The organism is Nocardioides sp., assembly GCF_035576065.1.
Lineage (GTDB): Bacteria > Actinomycetota > Actinomycetes > Propionibacteriales > Nocardioidaceae > Nocardioides.
Genome location: NZ_DATLWX010000018.1, coordinates 167,625 through 183,886, shown reverse-complemented (window position 1 = coordinate 183,886; position 16,262 = coordinate 167,625). Strand labels below are relative to the sequence as shown.

Sequence of the window (16,262 nt, the reverse complement as noted above, 5' to 3'; positions counted from 1 at the left end):
TCGACCACTCCAGGCGCATGACGACGAACCGTAGAGACCTCGGACCACGACACGCCAGTGGGTGTCGGGACTACTTGGCGGCTAGGCAGCTTCGTCCGTGGCTACGTTGCCCCTGGGGACAGCTTCGGGAGATCCGGGCCTGGTACGGCACGAACGGTGGCGGCCGCAGTCGGTTCGGGATCGTGCTGTACGGCAACAGCACGGGTGCCGGCGCCGCGGAGGTCGCGGGGACCTGGGCGGTCACCGCACCCTGATCCACTGGCTGGGTCTGCCCGCGAACCTACGGCGGGCGTCCAAGCCGCCTACTGAGCCTGGCTGACGCTGGACATGTTGAAGTCGGGGATCCGCAGTGCCGGCGTCGCCGTACGCGAGAAGTAGTCGTCGCCCCACTCGCGGCTGAAGCTCGGCACCGCCTCGCTGGCTTGCGAGAAGCGGTTCAGCAGGTCGATGGGGCTCTCGTTCCAGCGGAAGTTGTTGACCGCGCCGACGATCTCCCCGCCCTCGACGAGGTAGACGCCGTCACGCGTCAGGCCGGTCAGCAGCATCGTCTGCGGATCGACCTCGCGGATGTACCACAGGCAGGTGAGGAGCAGGCCCTTCTCCATGCCGGCCACGAGGTCCTGCTCCGAGCCGCGAGCGCCGTCGACCTCGAGGACCAGGTTGTCGACCATCGGGGTGACCGGCTGCTCAGTCAGGGTCGCAGAGTGTCGGGTCTGGAGCAGGGCCGCGAGCCGCCCGTCGGTGACCCAGTCGGTGCGACCGAGCTCCAGGCCGTTGTCGAAGACCGATTCGGTGTTGTCGGAGGCGCCGGCGACGTTGAAGGGCGCGCACTCGAGGCCCGCGTAGGCGGGGTCGGAGTAGAGATGGACGCCGGCTCGCGCGAGCTGCTCACCGATCCGGGTGCCCCCGCCGCGCTTGCTGTAGACGGACTCGCCCTCGTTGGCCACCCGGGCGCCGGCGCCCCAGTAGGCGTCGATCATCAGGTCGGCCACGGAGCTGGGCGGCAGGATCGTGTCGTATCGCCCGGCGGGGAGCTCGACCTGGCGCTCGGCCCAGGCGAGCCGCTGCTTCACCTTCTCGGCCATCGACGAGGCGTCCACGTCGAGGAAGTCGCGGGTCGCGCCACCCACCCAGGCGCTGCGGGACAGGCCTGCGTCCTTGCCGGTGCACGCGTAGTGGCCGGTGGGTTGCACGTGGCGGAGCCGAAGGCCTCGGGAGGACCCGAGGTAGGTGGTGACCACGTCGTGGTTGACGAAGCCGTACAGGACGCGGTCCTCAGCGGTCGCCGCGCGGAACGCCTCGCCCAGGGCGGGAGCAAACGCGTCGTAGACCCTGATGTCGGTCCGCTCGGGTGCGGCGTCCCAGTCAGGACTGACGCGGTCGCCGAGCAGCTCGGCGGCGTCCTCGGCGGCGGCGGCCGACCGGGCTGCAGCGTCGGCGGCCTCGACGAGCGCGCTCACCTGCTCAAGTGTGCTGGCGCTCCCTGCCGAGGTCCCCACCGCGACGCCGTCACCAGCGGCGACGAAGGAGATGGCCGTCACGTCGACACCCACCATCACCCCGTTGGTCGTCAGGGTGTTGTTGGCCCAGCGGAGATTGGCACTGGAGGTGTCGCGGACGATCACGATGGAGTCGTCGGCGCTGGACGCGGCCAGCGCGCGCTCGACGAGCTGCTGGGGGGTGGTCGTGGACATCAGTGGCCTGCCTCGTCGGTCGTGTTGAGGATGCATACGCCGCGGAACAGCGCGGTCGGCGCACCATGGCTGACGGCCGCGACCTGCCCCGGCTGGGCCTTGCCGCAGTTGAACGCACCGTGCAGTTGCCAGGTGTCGAGGCCCCCGACCGCCTCCATGGAGTTCCAGAAGTCCGTGGTCGTCGCCTGGTAGGCCACGTCGCGGAGCTGGCCGTCGAGCTGGCCGTCGGTGATCTTGAAGAACCGCTGACCGGTGAACTGGAAGTTGAAGCGCTGCATGTCGATGCTCCACGACTTGTCGCCCATGATGTAGATCCCGCGCTCCACGCGGCTGATCAGCTCATCGGTGCTCGGCCCGTCGGGCGCCGGTTGCAGGGAGACGTTGGCCATCCGCTGGATCGGGATGTGGCCCGGCGAGTCGGCGTACGCACACCCGTTGGAGCGGCCGTCATGGAGCTCCGGCTTCATGTGGCCCATCGACCGGTCGAGCTGGTAGCCGACGAGCACGCCGTCCTTGACGATGTCCCAGTCACGGGTCTGGACGCCCTCGTCGTCGTAGCCGACGGTGGCGAGACCGTGCCGCTGGGTGCGGTCGCCGGTGACGTTCATGATCCCGGAGCCGTACTGCAGGGTGCCGAGCTTGTCGTAGGTCGCGAACGACGTGCCGGCGTAGTTGGCCTCGTAGCCCAGCGCCCGATCGAGCTCGGTGGCGTGGCCGATCGACTCGTGGATGGTCAGCCACAGGTTGGAGGGGTGGATGACGAGGTCGTACGCACCGGCCTCGACGCCCGGGGCAGCGAGCTTGGCCGCCAGCAGCTCGGGCACCTCGGCGAGCTCGGAGTCCCAGTCGTAGGCACCGTCGGTCAGGTATTCCCAGCCACGACCGACGGGTGGGGCGATGGAGGCCATCGAGTCGAACACCCCCGTGGCGTCGTCGGCTCCCGTCGCCTCGAACCCGGGCTGCAGCCGGACGCGCTGCTGGGTCGTGCGCGTGCCGGCGAGGTCGGCGTAGTACTTGTTCTCCTGCACCTGCTGGAGCGAGGCCGTCGCATGGCCGACCACGGCGTGCTCCCGCAGCCGGTTGGACCAGTCGATCAGCACGGCCGCCTTCTCGGCGGTGGCCACCTCGAGGGGGTTCACGTCGTACGAGGAGACCCACGTGACGTCGTCGTAGACGGGCTCGGGTGCCAGCTGGACCGGGAGCGTCGTCATGGCGGCGGCCACTTCTGCCACGCCGATGGCGGTCTCCGCGACGCGCCGAGCCTCCTCCGGGGTCAGGACCACTCCCGACGCGAAACCCCAGGCGCCGCGGTGGATCACCCGCACCGCGAAGCCGAGGTCCTCGGCGTCGCTCGCCGTCTGGAGGACGCCGTCGCGAACACCGAGGTATTGATAGCGGACACGCTCGAACCGGAAGTCGGCATGGGTGGCGCCGAGCTCCGCAGCACGGGCCAGGGCCACGTCGCCGAGACTCCGGTAGGGCAGCTCAGCGAAGGTCGCATCGATCATGAGTCGAACCTTACGCAGTCGTTAGGGTGGCGCTCATGACGACACCGGCCTGGCTGGGCATCGGCGCACAGCGTTCCGGGACGACGTGGTTCACCGACCTGCTGACACAGCATCCTGCGGTCGGGTTGGGGACCAACGGCAAGAAGGAGCAGCACCTGCTCCACAAGGTCGGGGACGGCGTCGAGCCCGAGGCGGCGTACCTCGATCTGTTCCCTGCCGACGGGATCAGCCGGGGGGACTGGACGCCGCAGTACCTCCGTCACGCGTCGGCACCGGCAACGGCGGCACGCCTGCTGGGCCCGGACGTGCCCGTGCTGGTGCTGCTGCGCGACCCGGTCGACCGCTTCGTCTCGGCGTTGCGGCTGGCGGCCACGCGCGCCACCTCGCCGTGGCCCTACCCGGTGCCGATGACGGTGCAGACCTTCAGCGGCTTCTACGCCGACCAGTTGGCGATGTGGGCGCACCACGTGGGGCGCTCGCGGCTGCACGTCATGGTCTACGAAGCGGTGCGGGCCGACCCGCAGCGTGCCGTGGACGAGGTGTGGGCCCGGCTCGGGGTCAGCCCCGTCCCGCTGCGGGACGTAGACCGTCCATCTCGGTCGAGCAGCCAGGCCTCATGGACGCCGCCCGAAGGCCTGCTCGACTCTCTCGGGGTGCTCTACCGGCCACAGGTGCGTCGGCTGGCCGACGACTGGGGGCTGGACGTCTCGCTCTGGTCGACGCAGCCGTGAGGGTCAGCCCACGCGCACGCTGAGGTGGGACCCGCCCCGGCCCTTGGTCACGCGCAGTTGACCGGGAATGCGGGTCTGCATCTCCGCGACGTGGCTGACCACCCCCACGATCCGACCGCCGTCGCGCAGGCCGTCGAGGGTGTCCATCACGTCGTCGAGGGTGTCGGCGTCGAGGGATCCGAAGCCCTCGTCGACGAACAGGGTGTCCAGGTCGGCTCCGCCGGCCTCTTGGGTGATGACGTCGGCGAGACCGAGGGCCAGTGCCAGCGAGACGACGAACGTCTCGCCGCCCGACAGGGTGGCCGGGTCGCGGGCCTCTCCCGACCAGTCGTCGCGCACGAGCAGGCTCAGTCCGCCCCGCGTCTCGCCGGCGCCTCGCTTGCCGGTGTGCTCGAGGGAGTAACGCTGGTCGCTCATGCCGGCCAGGCGCTCGTTGGCGGCGGCGACGACCTGGGTGAGCCGGTGGGCCAGGACATAGGCCGACAGGCGCATCTGCAGGGCGTTGTCGGGGGACTTGCCCTCGGCGAAGTGCGCCAGTCGGGCTGTCAGCTCCAGCTCGTCGCGGACCGGCGACCAACGCGCGAGCTCTGCGGCGGTCTGGTCGCCCAACGTGCACAGTCGGGTATGGCGACGCGCAGCCTCGTCGTGCCGGGCGTGCGTGCTTCGAGCCCGGACCTCGGCCGCAGCGTGCTCGTCGGCCAGTCCGTCGACGTCGGGCCGGGGGAGCGCAGCCGCCGCTTGCTGCTCGGGATCGTCCAGGACCGAACGCGCCGACCGCTGCGCCTCGTCGATCGCTGCGAGCCGGGCAGCCAGGGTCTCTCGCTCAACCTTCGCCAGGCGGGCCGACCGGGCCTCCGCGGCTGACTCGAATCCGGCGCCCATGGCGGCGGCGGCCAGGGCGCGCTGTGCCTTGGCGAGATCTCGCTCGGCCATCGTGACGAGCTCCTTGGCCGCGCACAGGCGTGCGGCGGCGTCGTGCTGGCGGGTGCGCAGCCGAACGAGCTCGGCAACCGTGGCACACCCGGTGCCGGCCAGCACCTCGTCCATCCGGTCGCGCAGGCGCTGCCGCTCGGCACGGTGCAGCTCGAGTCGGGACTCGAGGTCGGCACATCGCTGGATGAGGAGCTCATGGGTTGATCGCAGCTCGTCATCGGCGAGGCGCATCCGGGTGACGGCCGTGCGCAGGTCGACGCACTGCGCCGCCGCGGCAGCGTCCTGGTCGTGCGAGCGCTGCAGATCCGCCAGAGCCTGGGTCGCCTCTGCTGCCGACTGCCCGTCCGCGAGGGTCAGGAGTCGTGTGTGACGTGACTGCGACTCCCGCAGCTGGTCGTCGAGGACGACCAGCACAGCCTCGGCATCGTCGAGCACCTTGCGGGCAGCGCGCTCATCGGCGCCGTCGGGGGTGCCGGCAGTCGACACGGCCAGGGCTGGGTGCTCGTGCGAGCCACACACCGGGCAGCAGGCACCCACGGCGATCGCCCCGGCGATCTCGGCGGCCATGCCGTCGAGGCGTGCCTCGCGAATCGCGAGCCACGTCTCCTTGAGGTCGGCCACCAGCTCGCGCGCCGCCTCTCGGTCGAGGTGCGTCTGCTCGAGGGCAGACGTCACCTCGGTCAGGGCGACCGCCGCCTCCGCTCGCTGACGGGCGGCCGCTAGCGACGCGAGGGACGCGGGCAAGCGGTGCTGGGCAGCATCGGCCTCGGCGAGCTCCGCCTCGGCGGTCCGGAGTCGGGCAGGCGCGGTCTGCCGCTCACCGCTCGCTCGGGAGGCATCAGCCCGGGCTCGGGTCAGGTGCGCGGAGGTCTCCTCGCACGACCGGGACACCTCCACCAGTCGCTCGGCATCGGGGCGCGCGGCGTTGGCCACCTCGAGCCTGCGCCCCGTCGCGTCCAGGAGTCGCGGCAGGTCGTCGCTCTGAGGTGCGCTGGGGTGGTCTCCGGCGACCTCCGACCAAGCTGCCGTGACTGCCGCCGCCTTGCGTCCCAGCTCGGCCAATCGGGCCGCATCCTCCTCCACGGTCGCCTCGAGCTCGCGGAGCGGCTCTGCACGATCCGCGCGCCGGGAGCGGCTGCGCAGCTGGGCCAGGGCGTCGTCGTCGTGCTCGGCGAGGACCGCCGCCGCTGCGGCGTGTGCAGCCTGGCGGTCAGCCAAGGACCGACCATCGGCCAGGGCAGCGGAGGAACGGTCGACGGACTCATCGGCCTGCGCGCGTGCGGCGGCAGTTGCCACGACGTCCTGCTCCGCCGCTGTGAGCAGCTTTTCCACCCAGCCGGTGACGGCGTCGTCGGACGCCTCGAGCGACAGATCGGCGACGGACCAGTCGGTGGGCAAGGGCTGGTCGGCGGTCTCGCTGAGCCGACTCACCAGCTGCGCGACGTCTCGTCCGTGGGCGGCCGACGTGCGCTGCAGCTCGAGGCGACGCTCCCTCAGCCACTGCTCGATCCGGTCGAACCGGCCGGTGCGGAACACCTGTCTCAGGAGGGCATGACGCTCCTCGGAGCGGGCGCGCAGGAAGGCCTGGAAACGACCTTGGGGCAGCATGGCCACCTGGGTGAACTGGGTGAGGTTGAGCCCGACCAGTCCGGTCACCAGGTGCCCGGTCTCGTCGAGGCGGGTGGAGAGCGGCTGCCACGTCTGCGCGACTCGCTCGCTGATGACGACTGAGGCCTGCTGCGTGGTGACCCCGGTGCCACGCTTCTTGGGCCGCTCCCACTTCGGTGAGCGCTCGACCCGGAACCGCCGCCCGGACAAGGTGACCTCGAGGCGGACGCGTGGTGCGACGCCCTCAGGGGCCTGGTCGCACCGCAGGCGTCCGGCGGTGCCGCGGTCGCCGGGGACGTCGCCGTACAACGCGAAGCACACGGCGTCGAGGATGCTCGACTTGCCGGCTCCGGTGGGACCGCTCAGCAGGAAAAGCCCCGAGTCGGACAGCGCGTCGAAGTCGACCTCGCACGTGTCGGCGAAGGGGCCGAAGGCGGTGATCTGCAGCGAGTGCAGGCGCATCAGTCGACCCCCGTCGCGGTGTCCAGGTCGGTGTCGTCCCCGCACGCGTCGCAGGCCTCCAGCAGAAGGGCGGACTCGGCCGGGCTGGCCGGCACTCCTCGCAGCTCGCGGACGAAGTCGAGCGCGATGTCGTGGTCGCGACGCCCTGTCGCCCGGGTCTGAGGTGCAGTGGGCAGCAACGCGCCTGCCGGTGAGAAGGACAACACCAGGGTGTGCTCGAAACGCCGGCGCAGCCGCTCCATCGCCTGGGGCGGTCGGAGCTGGTCGGTCAAGGTCACGTGCAGCCAGTCGTGGCCATGGATGTCGAGTCGCGGATCGGTGAGCAGAGTCTCCAGGTCACCGGTGAGCCGGGCCAGCCGTCGCGGGACCGGCGCCTCGACGAACTCGGCGGCACAGACACCCGAGCCACCCAGGTCGATCAACCAGCTGCCCTTGAGCTGGTCGGCCTCACCGAACGAGTAGGCCAACGGGGAGCCGCTGTAGCGGATGCGCTCGTCGAGCGTGTGCGAGCCGTGCAGGTGCCCCAGCGCGACGTAGTCGATGTCGTCGAAGAGACTCGTCGGCACCCGACTGACGCCCCCGACACTGATGTCGCGCTCCGACTCAGAGGGGGCGGCCCCGGCGACGAACGCGTGCGCGAGCACCACCGAGCGGACGCCCGGTCGCGTGGCGAGGTCGGCCCGCACGCGGCGCATGGCCTCGGTCAGCACGACCTCGTGCGACCGCACCGGGAGGGACCACGGCTCCATCATCGCCGTGGGGTCTAGATAGGGCAGCGCGTGGAAGGCGACCTCGCCGTGCTCGTCGCCCAGCAGCACGGGCGTGCCGACACCCCGCGCGTCGGTGCGCAGGAAGACCCCCGCCGTGTCGATCAGCCGGCTGCCGAACCCCAGTCGCTGGGCCGAGTCGTGGTTGCCGCTGCTCACCACGACCGCCGCCCGGGAGGAGGCCAGACGGGCCAGCGTCTCGTCCGCCAGCCGGACGGCGTCGACCTGCGGCAGCGCCCGGTCGTAGACGTCGCCCGCGACCACGACCACGTCGACCTTCTCGCTCGTCACGACGTCGAGCAGGTGATCCATGAACGCACTCTGGTGACCCAGGAGGCCTTCGCGATGGAAGGACCTCCCCAGGTGCCAGTCAGAGGTGTGCAGGATCCGCATGGGTCGAACCTAGGTTCGACCACCGACAACCCTCAGGAGCCCACGCCGAAGGAGGACGATCAGGCGTACTGCACGCACCGGGAGGCGTCGGTGAAGCCGAACAGGGACACGCCCGACTCGGTCGCCAGACGCACCGAGAGGCTGGTCGGTGCGCCCACCGACACCAGCGACCCGATGCCGCTTGCCACCGCCTTCTGGACCAGCTCGAACCCAGCGCGGCCGCTCACCACCAGGCACGCCGCACTGCGGGGCTCACCCGCCAGGATGCGCGCCCCGATGACCTTGTCCACCGCGTTGTGCCGCCCGACGTCCTCACGGACGACGAGAAGCCGTCCGTCCACATCCGCCAGCGCGGCGGCATGCACCCCGCCGGTCCGCTTGAAGTTGGGCTGCTGCCCCCGGAGCGCCTCGGGGAGGCTCCGCACGACGTCGGGGGAGGGGATCGGACCCGCCCAGGGCTCGGCCGCCCTGACATCCAGCACCGACGCGACGCTGTCCTTGCCGCAGACCCCGCACGCCGACGAGCCGGCCGACAACGCAGTGTGCCGAGCCGCGATGTCGACGGCACCCGCGACGGTGATGGTCACGACGTTGAACTCCTGCTCAGGGTCCAGGTCGGCGTCGGTGCAGTAGGCCACCTGCCTGATGTCGGCCGGCGAGATGAACGACTCGTTGGCCGCGAACCCCGCGGCGAGCTCGAAGTCGTGCCCTGGGGTGCGCATGGTGACCCAGATGCGCTGGGCGGGCAGCCCGTTGCCCGCGATCCGGATCTCCAGCGGCTCCTCGGTGGCCAGCCGGTCCTCGCGCGTCCGCTGGCCGGTGTCTGCATGCTCGGTGACGCGCGTGCGCACGGTCGCACCGGGGCGACGAGCCCGGGAAGCGGGGTCCGGACTGCTCACGGCTTCGTGCGTACGGCGATGCGTCGGCGCACCTCATCGGCCATGATCGCCATCTGTCGTCGCAGGGTGTGGTCGAGCGCGTCGTCTCCCGCCAGTGCCTCCGCGCGAGCCACGGTTTCGTCGGTCAACGAGGTGAGCGGGAAGAACCAGCAGGCTGCGTCGGCGACCAGCCAGCCGCTGCGGTGGGCTGACGTGCCCGGCAGCTCGTCGAAGAACCTGTCGACGTACGGATCGGTCAGGGACTCCTGGCCGGGTCGCCACATGCCCTGACCCGACGCCTGGAGCTCGTAGTTGGCGACGTCGGCGACGCCGAGGAACCGCTCCCACGCCCACGCCTTTGCCTCCGGTGTGGGGAGGGACGCCACGGCCCGGGCGTGGGCGACCGTGGATGCGCCCGTCCGCTCGGCAGCGAGGTGCCGGTCGAGGGACGCCTGGTCCAGGTCGCCCAGGGACGCGCACCGGGCGAGGATCCGCCACCGCAGGGACAAGTCCCGCGACACGCCGTCGGGGACGCCGCCGTCCAGCCAGCCCCGCAGCTGGGTCGCCGACGTGGAGGTCTCGACCGCCCCTTGGAAGGCGGCGTGCTGGACCGTGCTTCCGGGGTCCGCGGTCACGGCGCGCGTCAGGTAGGCCTCATGGAGTGCCCTACCTGCCTGGTGCGGGTCCGCCGCCAGGGGCGCCACCTTCGTGACCAACCATTCGGTGAGCAGCAGTCTGCTCGGGTCGACCGCGCGCTCGTTGAAGGAGAGTGGCTCGTCGCTCGGCTCCGTCGGGATCGAGAGCGCCGCGAGGGCAAGCACCTGCTCGGGGGTGGTCGCCGCGACTTCGAACGAGCTTCGGACGTTGTTCCAGAGCGAGGCGCGCAGGAGGTCGTCGTCGAGCGTCGAGATCAGCGCCGGCAGGAGGTCCTGCGTCGATGTGTCGAGCTCCGCCACCAGCCACGAGGTCTCCGCGACGTCCAGCACCACGGCCTCGCCGGGTGCGACGGACACGTCCGCAGTAGCGCCGGTCAGCTCCACCTTCTCGCGGCGCCAGCTGCCGTCCGGGGCGCCGATGGCGACGGTGATGGCGTGTCGACGCTCGACGGCCGATCCGCCGGGCGGCGTACGGCGCAGCACGCCGGCCTCGCGGTCCAGGCTGACCCGGTCCACGCCGCTGGAGCGCAGCCATCCGTCGGTGACGTCGCTCAGGTCGCCGGCCCCGGCTCGTTCCCAGCTGGCGAACAGGTCGTGCATGGTGGCGTTGCCGAACCGGTGCCGGGCGAAGTGGTCGTTGACGCCGGCGAAGAACACGTCGTCCCCCAGCCGGGCGTTGAGCTGCTTGAGGACGCTCGATCCCTTGGCATACGAGATGCCGTCGAAGTCCTGGAGCGCCGCCAGGGCGTCGACGGCACCGTTGCCGGCGACCGGGTGCGTAGCGGGTCCGGCGTCCGCGAGCAGCCCCCACTGGCGTCGCGAGTAGGCGTTGCGCACCCAGGCGTCGTCGAACTCGGTGACATCGGCGGCCACGCGGTTGCCCATGTATTCGGCGAAGGACTCGTTGAGCCACAGGTCGTCCCACCACTTCGGGGTGGTGACGTTGCCGAACCACTGGTGGGCCATCTCGTGCGAGATCGTCGTGGCGCGGGTGCAGCGGGCGCCGCGGGTGACCTTGGAGGTGAAGAGGAGCGGATCGCGGAAGGTCACGCAGCCCGGGTTCTCCATGGCGCCGGCGTTGAACTCGGGGACGAACGCCTGGTGGTAGGCCCCGAAGGCATATCGCTCGTCGAAGAGCCGGTGGAACTCGTCGAAGCACTGACGCGTGACGGTGAGGATCTCGGTCGCGTCGGCGTCGAGTGCCGACGCCAGGCTGGCCCGGGCGGAGAGCGCGAGGGGGATGCCGTCGTGCTCGTCGCGGATGACGTGCCACGGGCCGGCGACGATCGTGACGAAGTAGGTGGAGAGCGGCTGCGTCGTCTCGAGCTCCCAGACACCGGGCTCCACCTGCTCGCCCGGGGCGTTGCCGATGACGGTCCAGTCGTGCGGCGCACGCACGTGGAAGGTGTACGGCGCCTTGAGATCGGGCTGGTCGAAGCAGGCGAAGATGCTGGGTGCTGCGTCCATGAAGGACATGCCGTAGACGTAGTGGCGACCGTCGGCGGGATCGACGCTGCGGTGGAGCCCTTCGCCGTCGTTGCGGAAACCCATGACGGCGTCGACGACGAGCTCGTTGCGCCCGGGCTGTGTCTCGATCTGGATCCGGCCCCGGACGAGGCCGCCCGGATCCATCGCTGTGCCGTTGAGGCTGACCTCGTTGAGGCGTACCGGCTTCACGTCCACGAAGGTGGACCCACCGGTCGAGTCGAAGACGACGGTCGTCCGGGACGCGAAGGTCTCTTCGTCGACGTCAAGGTCGAGCACCACGTCGTAGGACGTCACGGAGAGCTGGTCGAACCGTTCGATCGCCTCGCTCTGCTGCAGGCTGAGATAGGGGGATTTGCTCACCCGGGCACCCTAGCCGCGGCCCACAGCCGGGGGTGGGCGAGATCACCCCCGAACTGGTCGTTCGCGCCGCGCCGCCCCCGTAGAATGTAAGAGTCGCATCAGCGGCCAGCACATTACACACGACGACCCGGGCCGACGAGGCCGAGAGGACACGTAACACCATGAGCACGCAGCTGCACCAGGCCTACGGAATCGTCGAGGGACGGATCCACTCCTTCGAGGACAAGGCGCTGCTGCGCACGGTGGAGCTGGCCCGTCGCGAAGAGCGACGTGCTCGTCGAGCAGCGCGACGCGCCGCTCGCTGAAGCCGCCCCCGCGCGTCCTATGCTCGCGGCATGAGTGATGAGACCTATCGCAGCATCGAGCTGACCAAGATCGGCGACGCCCGCTTCAAGGCGACCAACGCGCGCGGCGGGGAGACCTTCATGGGCTCCGGCGGGCTCGACCCGGACTTCACCCCGGTCGAGCTCCTGCTCGCTGCCATCGCCGGCTGCAGCGCCATCGACGTCGACCTGATCACCGCCAAGCGAGGCACGAGCACACGGTTCGGGATCCTCGCCGGTGGTGACAAGGTCCGCGACGCGGACGGCAACCACATGACCGGCCTGCGCCTCACCTTCGACGTCGCCTTCCCCGAGGGTCCGGAGGGGGACGCGGCGCGTGAGTTCCTGCCACGCGCGATCGCGATGTCACGCGACCGTCTCTGCACCGTCAGCCGCACGGTCCAGCTCGGCGCCGACGTCACCTACGAACAGACCTGACCGACCGCTGTTGTCGGGCCTGTTCGACGGCGAGACTGCCGCTCGTTCAGTCGATCGTCACGCCAGTGATGTCGACCGGCTCTGCCGGGGGCCCATCTGATGTCCCGGTCCCTGTTCCAAGCGCTGCCATCTCGCGCAGGATCTCCACTCCTGCTTCCGAGACCGTGCCGAACACCGTGTACTGAGGGGGCAACGGCGACTCGTCGTAGACCATGAAGAACTGGGAGCCGTTGGTGTTCGGTCCGGAGTTCGCCATGGCCAGCGTGCCAGCCGCGTAGGTCTCCTGGCCCGTGAGCTCGTCGGCGTAGCTGTAGCCGGGGCCGCTCATTCCGGTGCCGGTGGGGTCGCCGCACTGAAGAACGAAGATGCCTGCAGTCGTCAGTCGATGGCAGGGCGTGTCGTCGAAGTAGCCCTGGTCAGCCAGCGACACGAACGAGTTGACCGTGCACGGCGTGGCCTCCGCGTCCAACGTCGCCGAGATGTCTCCAAGACTCGTCTCGAAGGTGACAGGCACCTCGCCGGCGACCGTGGCCTCGCTGGGCGGAGGGTCGACTGCCTTGCCGGCCTCACCGCCCTCGACGTATTCGCAGGCAACGGACTCAGCCGACTCCTCCGACGAGGAGCCCTCGGTCTCGCTGGTGCCCTCGCTCGAGGACGTGTCGGTCGCCGTACCGTCCGACTCGTTGCCGCACGAGGCGAGCAGGGACAGGCAGGCCAGGGTCGCCGTGGTGGCGAGAAGTCGCTTCAACATGGCCACGATGCTAGGTCAGAGGGGTTCGACACCGGGCGCACGGTCGTGGCGCCTACGATGACGGCCGTGAAGCGAACCCCACAGGTGTCCGGCGACCGGCTCCCGCTCCTGATCACCACCGGGGTGTTCGTCGTGCTGCTCGCCTGTCTTCCGCTCGTGCTCAGGCTCGACAACGGCGTCGACGGTGACCGAGCCATGTACCACGACATGGAACGGATGGCAGGGCTGCAGACGGCGTACGTCGACACTGGTCAGCCGCCGGTCGAGGCTCAGCTCAGCGACGGCCAGTCCGTGATGATCGGGATCGAGGAGTTCGTCGTGTCCGACGGAGTCAGGCTGACTGTCCGCGCCACCGACGAAGATGACTTCTGCATCAGCGCCAGCAACTCCGAGGGTGCCAGGTCCGAGCGCTGCAGCGACTGACGGCCGGCCGGGCCTGTGGATGCTCGCGGACCGCGTGCGCTGCGGGTAGCGTTTCGGGTGCCCGCTCGTTGTGACCCGACACCCCCGTCGCGAAAGGCATCACCCATGAGGTCTCGCCCGGCTCGACTCGCGCTCACTGTGGCTGCGTCCACCCTGGTCACCGGTCTGGTCTCTGGGCTGCTGGTCGCGCCCCCCGCCGGCTCCGCGGTGCCCGCCACTGCCGCCACTGCCGCCGCGGGCGGTGACGGCACCATCGACATCCTGGTGCTGGGTGACTCCTACTCCGCCGGCAACGGTGCCACCGACGAGAAGGGCGCCTCACAGACCTACGGTCCCAAGGGGTGCTTCCGCAGCCGGGTGAACTGGGGCGAGAAGTACGCCGAAGCCCTGCGCGCCGGCGGTCAGCCGGTCCGGCTCGTCAACCATGCGTGCAGCGGTGGCGTCGCAGCCGACATCACCTCGCCCCGGAAGATGGAGACCGAGAGCAAGGCGGCGCCGACTCCCGCCGGCGTGACCACGGCGGCACAGGCTGACGCAGTCCTGGCCCAGACGGACCCCTGCAACACCCGCGCGTTCCCGGACGAGGAGTTCTGGACCTATCGCACGACGGCGGTGACCCCGCTCGCCATCACCTACGACTGCACCCGCAACCTGCGGGCGCAGGCCGACTTCGTGAACAGCGACGTCGACCTCGTGCTCTTCACCATGGGTGGCAACGACGCCGGGTTCGCCGCGATCGTGCAGAATTGCTTCGTGCCCCTCACCCGCAACTCCAGCGGGTGCAAGAGCAAGGTCGAGGCCGCCAGGGCGCTGCTGCCCGAGATCCGCGAGCGCCTGCTGGGCGGCATCGCCGCGATCCGCGCCAACGGGCTGCGCGACGACGCCAAGATGGTGCAGCTCGGCTATCCGTGGCTCCAGGTGGACAACAACTTCACGTTGTCGGACCCGCCCGGCTATGCCGCCGGCAACGAGGTCCGCGCCCTGGTCACGCAGGGCAACGCCGCCATCGCGGCCGCCATCCCTGCGGTCAACGCCGATCATCCGGGCCAGGCGACGTTCCTGGCAGGAGTGCCGGAGAAGTTCTCCGGCCACGAGCCCGACGCCACGACGCCGATGGGAAACCCGAACCGGTGGATCAACCAGGTGGGCGACGGAGACGCGGTCGAGGTCTTCTACCACCCCAACCGGCTGGGTCACCAGGCGTACGCCGACCTGCTGACCGCTCGCGGCACGTTCGGTGCGCCGACCGGCGCGGGGAGCCCCCCGTCCGACGTACGAGCCCGGATGCGTGTCCGGATGCCCCTGCACCGGGCGCAGGTGGGTGAGCAGGTACGGCTGCGGGTGGCCGTCAGGCTGACCGACGGGTCGCGCCCACGCGGCCGGTTGGTGGTGCGTGACGTGACCCACCACCGCAAGCTGGTCACGACCAGGGTGCAGAAGAGTGACCGCGGGAAGGTCCGCGTCACCGTGCGTCTGCGCAAGCCCGGCCGCACCAAGCTCCGCATCGTCTATCGCGACAAGGCGGCACCCGTCGTGCGCGCGACCCGACGCGTCAAGGTCACTCGTTAGCAGGCGTGGCGCGGCGGAGTGAGCGCTCCGAGAGCCGTGCCGTCGGGCCGATGAGCATCCGGTAGGGCAGCCGCAGCGCTCGGGCCGACAGCCGGGTGTGTCGCTCCTCGAGGGCGACCCGCGCGCGCAGGTGTTGCTTGGGCACGACGGCGGGCTCGTGGTGCTGGAAGTTGAGGGTCACGAGGTGCTTGACGTTCTTGTAGCCGTACTGGCTCGGCGTGACGAGCCGCAACGGCCCGCCGTGCCGAGCATCCAGCGCTTCGCCGTCCAGGTGGGTGGCCAGCAACACGTCGTCGGCGCTGAGGTCCTCCCACACGAAGGAGGCCCACTGGCGATCGGCGCCCAGCGCGACGGCGTACGGCGCAGGCACCTCGGTGATCCCCACCGCCGCCAGGACCTCGCGGAGCGGGACACCCCGCCAGACGAGTCCCTTGACGCTCCAGGTCGTCACGCAGTGGAAGTCCGCCCGGACGTCGCGCGGGCCGAGGGATTCCAACAGCTCGGCGGACACGCGGGCGAGCGGCTGGCGCCCGAGGGTGATGGCCAGGTCCGGTTCGGAGGGTGTCGCCGGCGGCGGGGCAAGCGGCTTGTCCGAGAAGCGCGGCATCTCGGCGAGGAGTCCCTGTCCCGGCGGGAGCCCGTCGGCGGCGCGGGGCCAGTAGCGCGTCATGCCCGAGCCCGACGGTCGATCGCGGCCAGCCAGCTGCGCCGGATCAGGCCGCTGGGACCCCGGATGATCAGCCAGTAGCGGCCGAAGACGCGTCGCGCAGCGGCGTCGGTCCCTGAGATCCGCGTCTCGGTCGTCACCAGCGTGGCTCCGTCCTGCTCCACCACCTCCAGCGAGAAGGCCACCTTGACCGTGCCGGGCAGTCGGTGCTGAGCGAAGGCCTTCGCGTCGGCCAGGGGAGTGGGGGCGTCGGCCCACGGCGACCAGAATCGGCCGGCCGCTCCGTAGAGGGCCACGGCGCGGCCGTCCGTGACGCGTGCGTCGCGGCGCAGGCAGACGAAACCTTCCTCCTCGAAGACGTCGATGAACGACGAGTCGTCCACTCGCATCGACCGCTGCCGGGTGCCCCGGACGAGCTGGGGTAGCGAGCGGAGGGCCATCAAGGGAGCGAGGAGACGAATCTCCTGGGGGCTGACGGACAGGGCTGCGGCCCAGACGACGTCAACGGGCGCGTGGACCGTGCGGTGGTGCCGCTCGGTGAAGTGGGGCGCGGGCAGGACCGCGTCCAGGTGGTTCCCGGTGCGTGCCACCGGTGCAGGTTGTGGGGTCATGA

General features: G+C 70.6%; 14 protein-coding genes. 5 read left to right on the top strand and 9 right to left on the bottom strand.

The annotated features are described in order from the left end of the window. Window positions 1–302: 302 nt before the first annotated feature. Window positions 303–1,694 carry a metallopeptidase TldD-related protein gene (locus tag VNJ48_RS10375; RefSeq protein ID WP_325601751.1) on the bottom strand — a complete coding sequence of 464 codons (1,392 nt, stop codon included), beginning with the start codon at window positions 1,692–1,694 and terminating at the stop codon, window positions 303–305. Continuing rightward, on the bottom strand, window positions 1,694–3,202 hold the full coding sequence (locus VNJ48_RS10370) for a TldD/PmbA family protein (protein WP_325601749.1): 1,509 nt from the start codon (window positions 3,200–3,202) through the stop codon (window positions 1,694–1,696). The genes VNJ48_RS10375 and VNJ48_RS10370 overlap by 1 nt, the downstream gene beginning before the upstream one ends. A gap of 35 nt (window positions 3,203–3,237) precedes the next feature. On the opposite strand from VNJ48_RS10370, the gene VNJ48_RS10365 reads away from it, so the two are divergent. Beyond that, complete coding sequence (locus tag VNJ48_RS10365; RefSeq protein ID WP_325601747.1) at window positions 3,238–3,933, top strand: sulfotransferase; 696 nt, start codon at window positions 3,238–3,240, stop codon at window positions 3,931–3,933. Between the two features lie 3 nt (window positions 3,934–3,936). Here the strand turns inward: VNJ48_RS10365 and VNJ48_RS10360 are convergent, their stop codons facing one another. The 4 genes from VNJ48_RS10360 to pepN are packed head-to-tail and all read right to left on the bottom strand — an operon-like array spanning window position 3,937 to window position 11,478. Then, entirely contained in the window at window positions 3,937–6,936 is a 3,000-nt protein-coding gene (locus VNJ48_RS10360) for an SMC family ATPase (protein WP_325601745.1), read from the bottom strand. Then, window positions 6,936–8,096, bottom strand: a complete 1,161-nt coding sequence (locus VNJ48_RS10355; RefSeq protein WP_325601743.1) for an exonuclease SbcCD subunit D — start codon at window positions 8,094–8,096, stop codon at window positions 6,936–6,938. The genes VNJ48_RS10360 and VNJ48_RS10355 overlap by 1 nt, the downstream gene beginning before the upstream one ends. A gap of 59 nt (window positions 8,097–8,155) precedes the next feature. After that, a complete protein-coding gene (locus VNJ48_RS10350; RefSeq protein WP_325601741.1) occupies window positions 8,156–8,995 on the bottom strand; it encodes a formate dehydrogenase accessory sulfurtransferase FdhD in 840 nt (279 codons plus the stop codon). Then, entirely contained in the window at window positions 8,992–11,478 is a 2,487-nt protein-coding gene (pepN, locus tag VNJ48_RS10345) for an aminopeptidase N (RefSeq protein ID WP_325601739.1), read from the bottom strand. The genes VNJ48_RS10350 and pepN overlap by 4 nt, the downstream gene beginning before the upstream one ends. A gap of 161 nt (window positions 11,479–11,639) precedes the next feature. Between pepN and VNJ48_RS10340 the strand changes: the two genes are divergently transcribed. Then, window positions 11,640–11,783: a hypothetical protein gene (locus VNJ48_RS10340; protein ID WP_325601737.1), complete on the top strand. Its 144-nt coding sequence runs from the start codon at window positions 11,640–11,642 to the stop codon at window positions 11,781–11,783. 30 nt (window positions 11,784–11,813) lie between these two features. Beyond that, the gene (locus VNJ48_RS10335; protein ID WP_325601735.1) at window positions 11,814–12,239 is read left to right on the top strand and encodes an OsmC family protein; all 426 of its coding nucleotides are present in this window, start codon (window positions 11,814–11,816) and stop codon (window positions 12,237–12,239) included. Window positions 12,240–12,285: 46 nt separating this feature from the next. Here the strand turns inward: VNJ48_RS10335 and VNJ48_RS10330 are convergent, their stop codons facing one another. Next, window positions 12,286–12,990 carry a peptidylprolyl isomerase gene (locus VNJ48_RS10330; RefSeq protein ID WP_325601734.1) on the bottom strand — a complete coding sequence of 235 codons (705 nt, stop codon included), beginning with the start codon at window positions 12,988–12,990 and terminating at the stop codon, window positions 12,286–12,288. 66 nt (window positions 12,991–13,056) lie between these two features. Between VNJ48_RS10330 and VNJ48_RS10325 the strand changes: the two genes are divergently transcribed. Continuing rightward, entirely contained in the window at window positions 13,057–13,413 is a 357-nt protein-coding gene (locus VNJ48_RS10325; RefSeq protein WP_325601732.1) for a hypothetical protein, read from the top strand. Between the two features lie 105 nt (window positions 13,414–13,518). Then, entirely contained in the window at window positions 13,519–14,982 is a 1,464-nt protein-coding gene (locus VNJ48_RS10320; RefSeq protein WP_325601730.1) for a hypothetical protein, read from the top strand. Here the strand turns inward: VNJ48_RS10320 and VNJ48_RS10315 are convergent. Both VNJ48_RS10315 and VNJ48_RS10310 read right to left on the bottom strand, forming a co-directional pair. Then, entirely contained in the window at window positions 14,972–15,652 is a 681-nt protein-coding gene (locus tag VNJ48_RS10315) for a molybdopterin-dependent oxidoreductase (RefSeq protein ID WP_325601728.1), read from the bottom strand. The two genes, VNJ48_RS10320 and VNJ48_RS10315, sit on opposite strands and share 11 nt — an antisense overlap. Continuing rightward, on the bottom strand, window positions 15,649–16,260 hold the full coding sequence (locus VNJ48_RS10310; RefSeq protein ID WP_325601726.1) for a hypothetical protein: 612 nt from the start codon (window positions 16,258–16,260) through the stop codon (window positions 15,649–15,651). The genes VNJ48_RS10315 and VNJ48_RS10310 overlap by 4 nt, the downstream gene beginning before the upstream one ends. Window positions 16,261–16,262 lie beyond the last annotated feature (2 nt).

Excerpts from the sequence above, each read along its gene's own strand:
- VNJ48_RS10375 (WP_325601751.1), bottom strand. The coding sequence starts at position 1,694 with ATGTCCACGACCACCCCCCAGCAGCTCGTCGAGCGCGCGCTGGCCGCG.
- VNJ48_RS10370 (WP_325601749.1), bottom strand. The coding sequence starts at position 3,202 with ATGATCGATGCGACCTTCGCTGAGCTGCCCTACCGGAGTCTCGGCGAC.
- VNJ48_RS10365 (WP_325601747.1), top strand. The coding sequence starts at position 3,238 with ATGACGACACCGGCCTGGCTGGGCATCGGCGCACAGCGTTCCGGGACG.
- VNJ48_RS10360 (WP_325601745.1), bottom strand. The coding sequence starts at position 6,936 with ATGCGCCTGCACTCGCTGCAGATCACCGCCTTCGGCCCCTTCGCCGAC.
- VNJ48_RS10355 (WP_325601743.1), bottom strand. The coding sequence starts at position 8,096 with ATGCGGATCCTGCACACCTCTGACTGGCACCTGGGGAGGTCCTTCCAT.
- VNJ48_RS10340 (WP_325601737.1), top strand. The coding sequence starts at position 11,640 with ATGAGCACGCAGCTGCACCAGGCCTACGGAATCGTCGAGGGACGGATC.
- VNJ48_RS10335 (WP_325601735.1), top strand. The coding sequence starts at position 11,814 with ATGAGTGATGAGACCTATCGCAGCATCGAGCTGACCAAGATCGGCGAC.
- VNJ48_RS10330 (WP_325601734.1), bottom strand. The coding sequence starts at position 12,990 with ATGTTGAAGCGACTTCTCGCCACCACGGCGACCCTGGCCTGCCTGTCC.
- VNJ48_RS10320 (WP_325601730.1), top strand. The coding sequence starts at position 13,519 with ATGAGGTCTCGCCCGGCTCGACTCGCGCTCACTGTGGCTGCGTCCACC.
- VNJ48_RS10315 (WP_325601728.1), bottom strand. The coding sequence starts at position 15,652 with ATGACGCGCTACTGGCCCCGCGCCGCCGACGGGCTCCCGCCGGGACAG.
- VNJ48_RS10310 (WP_325601726.1), bottom strand. The coding sequence starts at position 16,260 with ATGACCCCACAACCTGCACCGGTGGCACGCACCGGGAACCACCTGGAC.